The following is a 15,440-nucleotide window of genomic DNA, read 5'->3' as shown; positions in this document are numbered from 1 at the left end:
GTCTTTACTAAAATTTATTTAATTATATTATATTTTCTAAAAATTATCAAGTAAATATTGACTATTTTATAACGTTTATCTATCTCTACGTCCTAATTTTTCATTTATATTGTACATTATTCTAGCAATTTTGTATCCCCACTCTGGATCAGTTGCATAATATACATTCATACCGCCACTTTTATCTCCAAGATATGCTCCTCTTGCTGGAAATGCAGTCCCTATCAAATATCTATTATTAATCCATTTAGCTGCACCCAAAATACCTGCATCTACATCATCAAATTTAGTAGCAGATTCATAAGGGCTATGATCATACGCAGCTATCCCGAAGAAATTATTTTTATCAATAGCTATTCTACTTCTTCCCCAATTACTTTCTAAAGCTGCATGTGATAATAGATAAAGTGCATTAACTCCATATCTTCTTTCTGCTTCTTTAAAAGTTGCTCCTTTATTTAATAACTTACTACTAGAACCACCCATTTGACGTATAATAGAATTAAGTTCTTCAGCAGTGTAATTTGTAGTAGTTTTTAGATTTTTATATTGGAAAGTTTTTATAGTAGGGGTAGTGCTTGACGAAGTATTATTATTGTAAGGCGAGCTATATTGTGTTTTTGTTACTACTCCGTTGGCATCACTATAGTACCAAGTGTTTGTTTTTTCACTTCTTGACCATTTGTTTATTGCCATATTACTTCCCCACCCTGTTGGCTCAAAGTAATATTGTTTTCCGTTTATTGTTTCTAGTACATCTGATTGTTTTACTCCGTTTTTATACAAGTATTTTTTGCCATTTTCTGTTACTATCCCATTTTTTTGTTGTGGTTCATACGGCGAACTATATTGTGTTTTTGTTACCACACCATTGGCATCACTATAATACCAAGTGTTTGTTTTTTCACTTCTTGACCATTTGTTTATTGCCATATTACTTCCCCACCCTGTTGGCTCAAAGTAATATTGTTTTCCGTTTATTGTTTCTAGTACATCTGATTGTCTTACTCCGTTTTTATACAAGTATTTTTTGCCATTTTCTGTTACTATCCCATTTTTTTGTTGTGGAGAATATGGAGAACTTGATTGTGTTTTTGTTACTACTCCATTAGCATCACTATAGTACCAAGTGTTTGTTTTTTCACTTCTTGACCATTTGTTTATTGCCATATTACTTCCCCACCCTGTTGGCTCAAAGTAATATTGTTTTCCGTTTATTGTTTCTAGTACATCTGATTGTTTTATTCCGTTTTTGTACAAGTATTTTTTGCCATTTTCTGTTACTATTCCATTTTTTTGTTGTGGGGCATACGGTGAATCTGATTGTGTTTTTGTTACTACTCCGTTAGCATCACTATAGTACCAAGTGTTTGTTTTCTCACTTCTTGACCATTTGCTTATTGCCATATTACTTCCCCAGCCTGCTGGCTCAAAGTAATATTGTTTTCCGTTTATTGTTTCTAGTACATCTGATTGTTTTATTCCATTTTTGTACAAGTATTTTTTGCCGTTTTCTTGTATTATACCGCTTCTATAATTTGCTTCCGCTATATTATTATCTATAACTTCCGCCACAATTGCAGGGGCACTCATTACAGACAAAGTTAGCAATATTTTCTTAAATTTTTTAATATTCATTATATATCTCCTAAATAAATTATAAATCCAAAATGATTATAGCATACAGATTGACATATATTAATAACAGATATTTTTTATTTATATTAAAATTTCTTTACAAAACTTCTACTAAATAAATAATCTAATTACATAATTTCCTCAGATAAAAAAATAAATTGTTGTAATTTCTACAACAATCTATTTTTTATCAAATTATAAGTATTCTAAATTATGATTAGCTTTGTACCAATTTTTCCATTTAAAACCTTTTATAAGCCCAATCATTGTTCCAACACCGTAAGATATATGAACGAAAAATATAAAGAAAGGTATTAAAAAACTATAAATATTAAATTGATTTTGAACTATTGTCAGTAAAGTTACTAAAAATAGTACAATGCCATATAAACCAAATAATAGCAATAAAAATACATTAGTCCAAATACTCAATATTAAAGAAATTATTATTGATATAACAAATAAAAATGGAACATAATGAAATATCGAAAAACATTTCGGATAAACATGACTGACCTTACCTATCCAATACCCATTACTATATTTTTGCTTAAGCATTCCTTGAAGTTTTGTCCGAGTATATTGTTCAGAGTAAATTATGTTGCTATATCTTATATTATAACCATATTTTCTAATTCTATAGTGAAGTTCATTGTCCTCCACTCTCCCAACTAGCTCGTCTAACAATCCTACATTCTCAAAAACTTCTCTTCTATACATACCTTGAAATACAGAATTTACATACTTAACTTTACTCTCTTTACGATAGTTAGCTATCCCACTACCAAACATATTTTCCTCAACAAGCAACAATGTTTTTGAGAAACTATCATTATTCTCTATTATGTTGGGTCTAGGACCACCGCATACATATTCTCCGCTTTTAATAACGGAAACATTACTTTCAATAAAGTTATTAGCTATATGCGAGTGGCAATCGACCTTCAACAGACACTCTCCAGAAGATTCTTTAATACCAATGTTCATTCCTGCTGATAATATTTTTTTAGGATTTTTCAACAACAAAATATTATAAAAATCTGAATTGTTATTTTTAAAATTTTCTAATATTTGCCAACTTTTATCCGTAGACATACCATCTATAAAGATAAGTTCTATTTTATCTTTAGGGTACGTTTGATTTAAAAAATCAGTTATTAATCTCGGTAAATATTTTTCTTCATTTAGCAAACCTACTATTACTGAAACTAGCATAAAAATCTCCTACGATTTCGTTAATTTTGTTCTTTTATCAATATAATCTTTTAATTTCGGGTATCTTTCCAAATCAAACTTTCTTGAAAATAAATGTCCCGTTTCTATAGCATAATCAAGTTGAACAATATCTTTTTTAGAATCTGTCCAAGTATGAGGAGAACCATCCCACCAATTAATATACCTCAAATTCCCTTGGAATTCTCCTTTAAGACCACTCCATTTATTTTGATGATATATCTTATATTCTAAATTATTTTTCTTTAAAAATATAGGGATGAATAACTCATCCGTTATTAAAGTATTTTTATATATTTTCTTTATATTCGGAATGTCCTTTATTAATATTTCCACAGTATCATCATCTAAACTAAGCCAATTAGATGCATACCCATTTCCAATTTTATATTTTTTTCTATAATCAATACCGATTATTTTTTGTATAACTTCTTCTATTCTTCTATATTTTCTTATTAATATTTTTAATACTGAACTTTTAAAACTTCTTTCGCTAATATTTGGAAACAAATGCTTATACTTAATTCTTCGATAAATTTTATTTCTATAATATATATCATCAGCTACGTTAGTAATAAATATTTTGTTAGGATTATTTTCAAAGAAGTTATATATATATTCACTACTTTGTAAAGGTAAATCTACTCCAGATAGCAAATGATAATAACTATATTTATTTTTCTTAAATGCTTCCTCAAACAAAATTAACTCTGCATAAATCAGCGAAGGACTTCCCCAGTATACTGGGATTCTTTCAGTAAAATATACCTTAGAATATTTTGCAGAATTTATCAAATTATTCTCCACAGCAGTTGAGATATCACTTTTCTTATCTATAAATATATAAATATCGTGATTTATATTATCTAAACATCTTATTAAATATTCTAATTGTTCAAATTTATTATGTGCGGTAATTAAGTAAGCTTGCTTCATAGAATTTATTCCCCTTTTTTTCGCATAATAGATGTTGCTATATTGTACGCTTTTATTATTTCTTTTTTCTCAAAAATATAATTTAATACTAAATAATACCCAAATACAACAACAGACACTACTAATGCGTATAATATCCAATCTAAGTAACTATAAATATCTACATTAAATTTACTAAATATATATATTATAAAAATCATACTAACTGTATTTAATAAAATTCTTTTTATAGTACGCATCAAAGTATTATTGACAATATATTTATCATTATAAATTATCATATCTATACTTCTATATAAAAATGATACTATTGTCCCTATTAGAACTCCGTATATTCCAATATAATTTACTAAAATAATAGATACGACAATATTTATAGTCGCTTCTAAAATAGCACGCCATTGTGTTTCTTTGTAATGCCCCCTAGCTCCTATCATAGTATTGCTAGGTATTCTAATAGATTGTAACACCGCCATTATAGCAAACAAAATAACTAGATTTTTGTCATTATAATTTGCATCTGTAACACCTTGCATATATACCTTAACAAAAGGTCCTAACAAAACGGTAAAACAAGTATATATAAAGTATATTATAAAGAAAACTAAAAATTCAAAATTAGAAAAAATATTATATAGTTTTGAATCATCTTTTTCTAATAACAAATCACCAAAACTAGGCACGAGAGCATTAGTTATTGAACCTACAAGATTTGATAATGCTGTATAAATCATATTATATACTACATAAACCCCTGCTAAGATAAGTGAAGTGGCACCACCAAACAAAGTTATAACAATTACATCTGTATTAAACACCACAACTGTAGCTATTTGATGAACAAACGCTCCCCAACGTTGCGATAAATTAACTCCAGAAAAATCTTTAGAAAATTCTATATTATAATTTTTATTTATATAAATTTTTACAGCTATAAATCTAAAAAATAGCATAATAGCTGCCACCATTTTCACTATAAAGTAACTATAACCATTGTATATTAGCCAAATACTAGCTATCATACTTAGTATTAAACTAATACCTTGATAAATATTTATAACATATAACTTTTGATCAGCGGTAAGTAGAACTCTATACTTTCCAAAGAAAAAGTAATCTATAATACTTCCCAAAGATAATATAATTATAATCAACCTAACACTATAAGTATCTACTTGATTAGATATAAACTTAGGATAAATCCAGATTAACAACAAAACAACCGCAATATATATTACACCTGAACGATAATAAAAACTTTTAGTAGCTCCTAAAATCTTATTTATTTTGTTACTATTACGTTCTCTTAATGGATCATATAGTGCTAGTGTAGCAGCAGCCCCTACTCCCGCTTCAATAAGCACTAAAGCTGATATAATCTGATTTACTCCCCCTACCATACCATTTATACTAGATCCATAATATAATACAAATAATTTATTTACAACAAATCCAGATACAATAGTTATTATTTGTAATACTAATGTAGTTAAAATGTTATAAAAAGCTTTTTTTGTCCTCATTGTTAATTATCCTTATTAGTCAAAGATTTATAATATTCACAACTTAAATACCCTGTGAAAAACATAAAAAATATTTGTTGATAAGTTATATTAACAAATGCAGCATCTAAAAACATATAAGTTCCCAACAATACTAATATACCATAAAATATAATATAATTAGAATTAAACTTACTAATCAAATATTGTCTAATAAATAACCTACCATAAATTAAAACTATCCAACATACAATAATTAAGAATCCTACAATTCCAAAACTCAACAAGATATTTATGTAACTATTGTGCATAGCTCTACCTTCTTGCATTGATGGAATATTTAATTCTGAATATTTATCCGCATTAATCTTTTGCATACTAGGTCCTATACCAAATATTGGATTTTTTTTATATAAGTTCAAAGCATCTTTCCAAATAGTTAAACGTCCATTTCCTAATTCTTCTGTTGAATCTTCTTTATCCGTAACTACTCTATTTTTTATCTGGCTTTCATCTGCTATTTTACTACTACTCAGATTTTTATAATTAGATAACGAACTATATGTCATCTTATTATTTTCATATACCCAAATATAGCTCTTAAGTTCACTTCTTTGTGAGATATAAAATCCTGCTTTTTGAACAGTACTAAAACCTAGAGAAAATATTGCTATTCCTCCAACTATTAACAACAATCTCTTTAGACTCTTTCTAAACTCTTTTCTTGAAATTATATTAACTAGATAGACAATCACTAACAATACTCCTACTAAATAAATAGAATAAAAAGCACCTCTTGAATTTGAAAAAGCTATAAAGATATATTCAACAACCAAAAAGAATATCAACGTACTTTTCTCTATCTTACTTAAAGAAGCGTAGTTACTAATTAAAATATAAAGAATTACTATAAAGGTTGCTACTCCGTACATAGCACCATAGTTAGGATCTTTATAAATTCCATAAAGAAGCGGGGTAAAATTACCATTTAGAACTTCTACATATCTTATTCCAAGAAAATCTAAAGTTTCTTGGTTTATAACATAGATACTAATATTAGAAAAATACATAAATATAGATATTGTACTTATTAGCACTTTCATAAATATAGTTGGATAAAATACTATTTTAAATATTTTATCTTTACTATACTTCTCTGCTAATATCCTGTAAGCTGGTAACATTATAATCATCGAAAATATTGTTAATACAGAAGTTTTTATTGACTCTAGCGTAATTGTTCCTAAGTTTAAAAGTATTGTTATTGCAATAGAAATAGACAATATAATGGTGCATATTATATTAAAATCTTTTATTAAATATTTTCTATAAATCAAGTTGTATATAATAATTACCAGACCATAACTCATAAGCAAATAATGGAATACACTTTCATAAATTCCTATATTAGGATTTATTAGTTTAAAATCAGGTCTGACTAAGTATAGAAAATATATAGCATAAAATATTATTGGATATTTTAGTAAAGTTTCAATATTGAAAAACTTTCTCATGTTTCCTCCTAAAGTTAATTATTGGGTTACTTCAAAAAATTTTTGTAATAACTCCTACTATCCTTTTCTTTGTAAATTACTTCTATATTAGAAGATAACTCTTTTTCTGTTGATAACTTATATACATCGTTATCCCTTATTAAATCAAAAACTTCTCCATCACTTAATAAATATGCGTATTCTACATCTCCTAGATTATATATTGCCAAATTAGTAATTAAATTACTTTTTTCTTCTTTATAACTTAATTTTTTATTACCAATTTCAAAATAGTTTATATTATTAATGCTAGGATTAAAATGTAAATTTTTCATTTTTTCATAAGGGAAGTATGTTTCATTTAATGTATATTCTGCTACTTCAAAAACAACAATATCAGGCTTGAACATATTAAAGTAGTAATCCATATTTAAAATATTATGATAATTATGAACGACTATATAATCACTAAATACATTCTGTAAATATTGTAATCTTCCATTTAAATAACTTCCTTGAAAAACTAATCCTTTTTCTAAATTTTCTGCATTAGCTGTATTATTTTTAATATAACTAAACATATTATTCTGACTGTCCACTACAACATCAGAAATATAATTGTCCGTTAAATCTATAAAATTAGTTTCTTTCAATGTAAATTTAGGCACTGTATCATCAATTTTGAACTTAGATACAGCTAAATAGTTTTCCTTTTCATAACTAATATTGAAATTATCTAATGTTAAATTATCCATTATTGGAAAATCTTTTTTCATCAAACTAATTGCGTTATTAACTCCGTAGAATGCTCCTAAGTCATTCCAATGTCCTGCATCATACTGCTTATTATACACTTGTTCGCTATAACTTTTTTCGGTAAGCAAATCAGTATTATCTACAAAATCAATATTGTTATTAGTCAATATATCTTCTATCTTTATCATATAATCCCGATTATAGTTCACTCCTTTAGGAAGATATCTAGTATATACGGATGTTTTTTCTGGATTTATAACAACATAAAACTTAGCCCCTCTGCTCTCTACATAATCTCTAAGGGTTACAATTGTATTTGCAAACGCAGTGTGATAATCTGTGTAATTTTTCTCAGACATTCCGAAAAATACATACCCGTCTTGCCCATAAGTATATATAGGATGAATCATCAAATTAAACAATTTATCATTTAATTCTGTATTTTTATTTATTAAATATTCTCTACCATAAATTCTATCGTCTATAAAATTAAGAGCTTGATCTATTGTTTCGTTATTAAAAGTGCTTAATTCTGGAAATTCTGTTAATTTTCTGTTATCCATAATAGAAACTACATTTTTATCCCAATTTAGAAAGACTATCGGAATAAATAAAATTGATGAAAATATTGTAATAAAAATAATTTTAAATTTTCTCATACTTTATTTTCCTCCTAAAATTGAAAATATAAAAATGGCGTAAAGCTAGAACTTACCATAGATAAAATCGCTAGAATAAAGAATACAACTAATACCGCTTCTTTTAGGAATAAAAAAGATACTGTGCTATTCAACTTAGCAGTAAACATTTTTATAAATCCACTCTTACCAATGATGGCTCCTATTAGTCCTACTACCATTATTAGAACAATTTTATTGTTAAAATAATATTCATAAGTAAAATAAATATTACCATTTGGTATACCTATCATTGATTTGAAATAAATTAAAACTTCATCAAATGTTGGCAACATAAATATAATCCATGTGAAGTAAATTACTAACATTGTTACAAACCACTTTATAACACTAGGTATAATTATATACCAACTCTTATCCCTAACTGCTCTTTCTAGCATAACGACAAATCCGTGAAGAACTCCCCATAATACAAAATTAAGCGTTGATCCGTGCCACATACCCGTTAATAAAAATACAATAAACAAGTTTAAATAAACATTTTTTCTATTTCCTCCTAAAGGAATATAAATATACGTTCTAAACCATGTACCTAAAGATACGTGCCATCTTCTCCAAAATTCTCCTACTGAAGTTGATGTATAAGGATAATTAAAATTTTCTTTGAAATTAAAGCCAAATAACCTACTAATTCCTATTGCTATATCAGAATATCCAGAAAAATCATAATATAACTGTAAGAAATAACATAATGCTCCCAAGAGTGCACTTTGCCAATCGATACCAGATGAATTGCTAGAAGTTATGTTAAATACTACCTGTCCTAAATTATCAGCAATAAGACACTTCTTTATAACCCCTATCATTATTCTTTCTAAGCCACTAAAGAACAAATCAACAGATACGAACCTAGTTTTAATTTGCGAATAAAAATCTCTCCATAAAACTATCGGACCAGAAGTAATCTTCGGAAAAAATGTGAAAAATAAAAAAGTTTCTGTAATATTTCCTCTTTTTTGTTTTCCGGTATAAATATCTACTAGATACGAAATTGATTCAAAGATAATAAACGACATCCCTAAAGGAACAAAAATTGTCATGGTATCAAATAAATTAATTTCATTAAAAAGTAATATCACATAACTTGCATATTTATAATAACTAAGCACCAATATAACAAATATTAAACTTAATAAAAAAAGATTTTTATTCTTGTACTTTTCTAAAAAATATCCAACTATATAAACTATACTTATAAAAAATACTAAATATAATGCAGACCTTATGCTTGATGTGGCATAAAAACCTAAACTCACTATCACTAAGTATATATTCAATAAACTTTTATTCTTAAAAAAATTCAAAATATAATATATTAATACCGACAAAGGTAAAAACGCAAATATAAAATGACTTGTAGTAAAAGCCATAATGTCCTCCTCATTAATATTCTATTATTTCTTTGAATTTAGATATTTGTTCTTGTAAATCAAATTGCTTTATAAACATTTTTGTTTCTTCTTGATTAATATTTTCTATATTTTCTATATATTTTATGACGCTATTTGCCGCTTCTTCTTCGTTAGAAATAATTTTTCCGTATTTTCCATTAGATGATAATTCTTCAATTCCTCCTACATTAGTGGACACAAACGGAACTCCCAAAGTTAAAGCCTCAACTACTACACCAGGAAATCCCTCTTTCTCAGACATTGATAATAAACATTTCATATCAACTAAGTATTTGTATGGATTTTTTTGATAACCTAAAAAATGTACGTACTCTTCTAAATTGTAATCAGCTACCATTTGTTTTATATTTTTTTCTTCCGAGCCTGTTCCTATGTAGTATAAATGGTATTTATATCCTTTATTATGTATATTTAATAAGACATCTATCAATTTATCAGATCCTTTTTCTTTCTCTATTCTTCCAATAGAACATATAGAGTTTTTGGCTATATACTCATCTTTAGATTTTTCAGCCAAGCTATATATATTAGCAAAATTATACCCATTATAAACTAAATTAACTTTATTAGCAACTTTAGGATAAACATCTATAATTGATTGCATTGTTTTTTTGGAAATAGCTACAATACTACTCGAACTTTCCAGATAATTTTCATATCTTTGTTTTCTCCAAAAATATTTATCTAAATTAAAATCCTCTATACTTCCATGAATCCAAGATATTTTCTTTATATTTCTTTTTGAAAATGGCATATCTGGATACATTATTTCAAAATATACTTCAACATCATAATCATCATGTTTAACTAAATATCTTCTTAACAAATTAGGAAAAAGCTTCCCAAATTGATTTAAAAATAATTGAAATAATTTATTATACTTGTACGAATTATAGTAATTTACAACCGATATACCTTTCGGCAATTCTTCAAATCCTTTATCCCCTCTAAATATCTCTACAACATCTATACTATAATCTTCAAAATTTCCATTAACTAGAATGTTTGATAATATTTTTTCCGCTCCTCCTCCACTTGAAAAAGAAGGAATAGCAATCAATACTCTTTTTTTCATAAAATTTATCCTTAATTTATTGCCTAATTTTTCCTTTATAAATTTTTAAAATTTTTCTGTAAATAGGTGTATTAATCCCTATAATAAAAGAAGACAGTTTCCTGCTTTTTGAAATTACATTATTTTTCAATATAGATAATCTATTTTCTACAAAATATCTTCTAATATTCTCATAGCTCTTAACCTCTTTGTAATTATCAAGTTCTAGTATTTTGTTAAACACCGAAAAGTATGAATACATTTCTTTAGATTTCGCATAACTTATTAAGTTTGGATAGTCATCAGTAACATAATCAACAAATTTCTCTGCAATTTCTATATTATCTAAATGTTTCTCATTAAAATTCATATTAGTTATACTCCCATCACGCATAATATAATAATAAAGTTCCTTATTAGTTATGACATACTTATTAGCAATCTGAATTAATTCGTAAGTATAAAAAGCATCTTCATAAAATTTATTTTTTGGAAATTCTATTTGTTTGGCAATTTCTGATTTTATAAGTTTCCAACAGACAGCTCCATATATTTTTTCCATACTAAGATATTCTTTTAAATAACCCTCTTTGTCCAAAGTTATACAGTAATCTTCACTATTATAATAACTTGTCGGTATGTCATTATAGACGACAAAAAAGCTACACTCCGCTACATCTGCATTGTTTTTTGTTATTGTTTCGTATAAATGTTTGTACATATCTTTATGTACATAGTCATCACTGTCTACAAATCCTATATAATCTCCTGTTGCCCTTGATACTCCGTAATTTCTAGCATCGGACAAACCGCCATTTTCTTTGTGATAAACTGTTATCCTATCATCTTTTTTGGCTAAATTATCACATAAAGCTCCGCTACTGTCAGTAGAGCCATCGTTTACTAATATAATTTCTAAATTACTATAAGTTTGATTTATTATTGAATTGACACATTTTTCTACGTATTGTTCAACATTATATACCGGCACTATTATACTTACAAGTTTATTATTACTCATAAATTTACCTCTAAATTATTTATTTAATATTTCCTTTTTCTTATATCTTAGCAACACTTTCTTATAGACATCTTTATTTAATAACAACAGTACAGTTGCCATTTTTAGAGATTTAGGTGCTTTTTTACATTTTATAATTTTATATTTATTATTTTCAAAAAAACTAATAATTTCTCTGTATTCTGGTAATTTTTTGTAATTATTTACCATTATTAATTTATTGAAAATTGATAGATAAGCAAAACTTAGTCTTGTGAATGCTATTTCTTCGTATTCAGAATAATTTTCTATCGTAAAATTATAAATTAAATTCATAATTTCCAGCATATCCATATGTTTAATATTAAAATCTTCAGTAGTTATACTATTTTCTCTAATATAATAGTAATAATAATTTCCGCTAGTAATAGCAATTTTTAAATCTTTTATCTGAAATAACTCGTAATTATAAAATAAATCTTCATAATATTTTCCTAATGCAAATTTTAGTTGTTTTGCTAAAGGAGATTTTATTAACTTACACCAAACAGATCCATAAACTCTTCCCATAGACAGAATTTCTTTTAGGTATTGTTTTGAATCTATAAGGTTTTGATAATCAGACCCAACATAATTTGGTCTAGTATGACCATCAGCATAAACTCTTTCTACGTTGCATTCTACTATATCTGCATTAGTTTCCTTGGCTACTTTATACAAATGACTATACATATTCTCGTTTATATAATCATCGCTATCTACAAATCCTATATATTCTCCTGTCGCTCTAGCTACTCCATAATTTCTTGCATCAGACAATCCGCCATTTTCTTTGTGATAAACTATTATTCTGTCATCTTTTCTCGCTAATTCATCACAGATAGTACCACTACTATCAGTAGATCCATCGTTTACTAATATAATTTCCAAATTAACATATTTTTGATTAATTAATGAATCTACACATCTTTCTAAATAATCAGCTACATTATATACAGGTATTATTACACTAATTAATTCTTCATTATTTGATAAAGTTTTATCCATTAATAACATCTGCCACTATTCCCTTATAATTCTCTATTATATATTCAATATCATTAGTTGATAAGTTAGTATGTAAAGGTAAAGTTATTTCATTTTCATAATAACTATAAGCATTAGGATAATCTTTTATATCAAAACCATGATTTTTGTACGCTGTAAGTAACGGTAATGGCTTATAATGAACGTTCGCACTAATTCCTAATTCTGCTAATCTCTTAATTATTTCGTTTCGTTGTTCAATATTAATACCTGACACGTGCGTTATATAAAGATGATGTGATGATATATAATTTGTTCCTTTGTGCTTTAGTGGTACAATGTTAGTTCCAGAAAAACCTTTATCATACATATCTACTATATCGTATCTTTTTTGCAATAGTTTAGGATAACGAACAAACTGAACAAGTCCAATACTAGCCACAATATCAGTCATATTACATTTGTATCCCGGAATAACAATATCATACTCCCAAGATCCTGCTTGCATCTTACTTAAAGCATCTTTAGTCTGTCCATGCAGAGAATATATTTGAAATTCCTTATAAAGCTCATCATTATCAATGTTAGGGTTATCTTTCCAAGTTACACATCCTCCCTCTGCTGTTGTAAAGTTTTTTACTGCGTGAAAAGAAAATGAACTGAAATCTGCAATATTCCCAGCTTTCTTTCCAAAATACTCACTACCTAAAGAGTGTGCACAATCCGCTACAATAGCTACTCTTCCTAATAATTCTTGATATTTTGAGTTAGCTACAAATAAATCTTTTTTATTAAAGGCAATCTCAAATAATTTGTTATAATCACAAGGTATACCCGCCAAATCAACAGGAATAATAGCCTTTGTCTTGTTAGTTATAGCACCTTCTAATTTACTATAATCCATTTCAAAGCCATCTTTTTGGATATCTACAAGTACCGGTGTTGCTCCTACGTGATAAATTACACTACAAGACGCTGTATAAGTCATAGCTGGAACTATAACTTCATCACCGTCTCCTATACCTAACACTCTAAGTGTTAACTCTAATGCCGCAGTCGCTGAATTAAGACATACTGTACGAGGTGTCTGCATATATTCTGATAATTTACTTTCTAATTCTTTTGTTTTTGGACCAGTTGTTATCCACCCCGATTTTAAAACTTCTGTTACTGCTGCAATTTCTTCTTCTGTAATATCTGGTGGCGAAAATGGTATATTTAATTTTGACATATTGTTCTCCTATTATTTCAAAACTCCTACTAAAGTGTTAATAATTATTTTTATATCATTTAGAAAACTGAAATTTTCTATATATTCAAGATTGTATTTCATCTTCTGCGGTAAAATCTTCTGAACATAAGCGTCATCTACATTCATACCGTCTAATAAATACTTGTCTAACTCTTCATTTTCATCTTTGTATGTTATACTAGCTGTTGAAGTTACTCCCGCTGGCATAAGAAGAGTTGCATACATTTTAGAACTATATCTATCTACATATTTAGCTACTTCAGGTCTAGTCCCTACAAAACTCATATCTCCTAGCAAAATATTTATTAGTTGTGGGAGTTCATCTATTCGTAAATTTCTAAGTTTTTTCCCAACTTTACTTATTCTAGGGTCATCTTGTAATGTTACTGAACTTCCAAGTTTATCTGCATTTTTGACCATAGTTCTAAATTTATAAATTTTGAACTCTTTGCCGTAAGTTGTAATTCTCTTTTGACGATAGAAAACTTCGCCCGGACTATCCAATTTTATCCAAATAGCAATGTATATTAAAACTGGCGATAAAATAACCAACAGTATAAAAGCCATTATTTTATCGAAAATAATTTTTGATAATAAAGAAAATTTCTTTTTTTCTAAAATATTATAATAGTATTTTACTTCTTCATTCTGAAATTTACTATCTAATTCGTTTAATTTTTTCATAAAAGTTTCACTCTCGTTATAATATCTTTTAATTATAACATACATTGATATTAAATGAAAAGCTATCATACTAACTAATAAGAAAATAAAAAAGATAATACGATATAATAAATCGTATTATCCTAAAATTTCTAAACGTTAGTTATTTAACTGCTGAAGTTTTTGGTAAAACTTTGCTTCCATCTTTTCCTGATTTAGCCTTTCCAGCTTCTTTAGTTACATCTTCTGGATCCTTACCTTCTTCAACTTTAACATTTTCTCCTAATTGAGTTGCTAAAAGACTATCATAATGTTTTTTATAAACTACATTATACGCGTCTTGTTTAGCTGTTGCTAAATCTTTTTCCAAAGCTTCTTTTTTCTCTAGGTAGTCATGACCTGCATATCCTGAGTAAATAAATTCATCAAGAGCTGCTTGCGCTTTTACTACCTCAGGGAATTTAGATGCTTCTGCTAAAATATCTGATTCATGAGCTGCTAGGTATTCTACAACAATTTTTTCAGCTGCTGCTAAAGAGTCTTTTCTTTGCTTTTCTTTACTAGCATTTAAAACTGATTCAGTTTGTTTATTTAATTCTTCATCACTTGGTCTTTCAGCTAATACCGAAGCTGATGGTAATACTAGCCCAGCTGCTAATACTGATAATAATACTTTCTTTTTCATAATAAAGTATCTCCTTTCAATTTGTCAATATTCTTTATACTCACATATTATCACTTATTAAAATAAAAGTCAACAACTAGTATGAAAAAATA

General features: G+C 27.2%; 13 protein-coding genes. All 13 read right to left on the bottom strand.

Features of this window, described 5'->3' with window-relative positions:
- Nucleotides 1-75 precede the first annotated feature (75 nt).
- Nucleotides 76-1,638, bottom strand: a complete 1,563-nt coding sequence (locus tag AC1XWJ_RS07300) for an N-acetylglucosaminidase (protein WP_483335229.1) — start codon at nt 1,636-1,638, stop codon at nt 76-78.
- Between the two features lie 195 nt (nt 1,639-1,833).
- Nucleotides 1,834-2,853 (bottom strand): glycosyltransferase family 2 protein, encoded by a 1,020-nt coding sequence (locus AC1XWJ_RS07295; protein ID WP_483335228.1) that lies wholly within the window; start codon nt 2,851-2,853, stop codon nt 1,834-1,836.
- 9 nt (nt 2,854-2,862) lie between these two features.
- Entirely contained in the window at nt 2,863-3,807 is a 945-nt protein-coding gene (locus tag AC1XWJ_RS07290; RefSeq protein ID WP_483335227.1) for a beta-1,6-N-acetylglucosaminyltransferase, read from the bottom strand.
- Between the two features lie 5 nt (nt 3,808-3,812).
- Nucleotides 3,813-5,330 carry a lipopolysaccharide biosynthesis protein gene (locus tag AC1XWJ_RS07285; RefSeq protein ID WP_483335226.1) on the bottom strand — a complete coding sequence of 506 codons (1,518 nt, stop codon included), beginning with the start codon at nt 5,328-5,330 and terminating at the stop codon, nt 3,813-3,815.
- Nucleotides 5,331-5,332: 2 nt separating this feature from the next.
- Nucleotides 5,333-6,823 carry an O-antigen ligase family protein gene (locus AC1XWJ_RS07280; protein ID WP_483335225.1) on the bottom strand — a complete coding sequence of 497 codons (1,491 nt, stop codon included), beginning with the start codon at nt 6,821-6,823 and terminating at the stop codon, nt 5,333-5,335.
- 26 nt (nt 6,824-6,849) lie between these two features.
- Nucleotides 6,850-8,217 (bottom strand): alginate O-acetyltransferase AlgX-related protein, encoded by a 1,368-nt coding sequence (locus tag AC1XWJ_RS07275; protein ID WP_483335224.1) that lies wholly within the window; start codon nt 8,215-8,217, stop codon nt 6,850-6,852.
- A gap of 14 nt (nt 8,218-8,231) precedes the next feature.
- Nucleotides 8,232-9,626: an MBOAT family O-acyltransferase gene (locus AC1XWJ_RS07270; RefSeq protein WP_483335223.1), complete on the bottom strand. Its 1,395-nt coding sequence runs from the start codon at nt 9,624-9,626 to the stop codon at nt 8,232-8,234.
- Nucleotides 9,627-9,639: 13 nt separating this feature from the next.
- Entirely contained in the window at nt 9,640-10,743 is a 1,104-nt protein-coding gene (locus tag AC1XWJ_RS07265; protein ID WP_483335222.1) for a glycosyltransferase, read from the bottom strand.
- A 16-nt stretch (nt 10,744-10,759) separates the two neighbouring features.
- Nucleotides 10,760-11,743, bottom strand: coding sequence for a glycosyltransferase (locus tag AC1XWJ_RS07260; protein ID WP_483335221.1), 984 nt, complete (start codon nt 11,741-11,743; stop codon nt 10,760-10,762).
- A 15-nt stretch (nt 11,744-11,758) separates the two neighbouring features.
- A complete protein-coding gene (locus AC1XWJ_RS07255) occupies nt 11,759-12,769 on the bottom strand; it encodes a glycosyltransferase (protein WP_483335220.1) in 1,011 nt (336 codons plus the stop codon).
- The gene (locus tag AC1XWJ_RS07250; protein WP_483335219.1) at nt 12,762-13,979 is read right to left on the bottom strand and encodes a DegT/DnrJ/EryC1/StrS family aminotransferase; all 1,218 of its coding nucleotides are present in this window, start codon (nt 13,977-13,979) and stop codon (nt 12,762-12,764) included. Before AC1XWJ_RS07250 ends, AC1XWJ_RS07255 begins: the two co-directional genes overlap by 8 nt.
- Nucleotides 13,980-13,991: 12 nt before the next feature.
- Entirely contained in the window at nt 13,992-14,684 is a 693-nt protein-coding gene (locus AC1XWJ_RS07245) for a sugar transferase (RefSeq protein WP_483335218.1), read from the bottom strand.
- A gap of 142 nt (nt 14,685-14,826) precedes the next feature.
- Nucleotides 14,827-15,348, bottom strand: coding sequence for a hypothetical protein (locus AC1XWJ_RS07240; RefSeq protein ID WP_483335217.1), 522 nt, complete (start codon nt 15,346-15,348; stop codon nt 14,827-14,829).
- Nucleotides 15,349-15,440 lie beyond the last annotated feature (92 nt).

This window comes from Gemelliphila sp. 1F1 (assembly GCF_056897515.1).
Note: the sequence above shows the minus strand (reverse complement) of the source record. Positions and strands in the feature narration are given on the sequence as shown.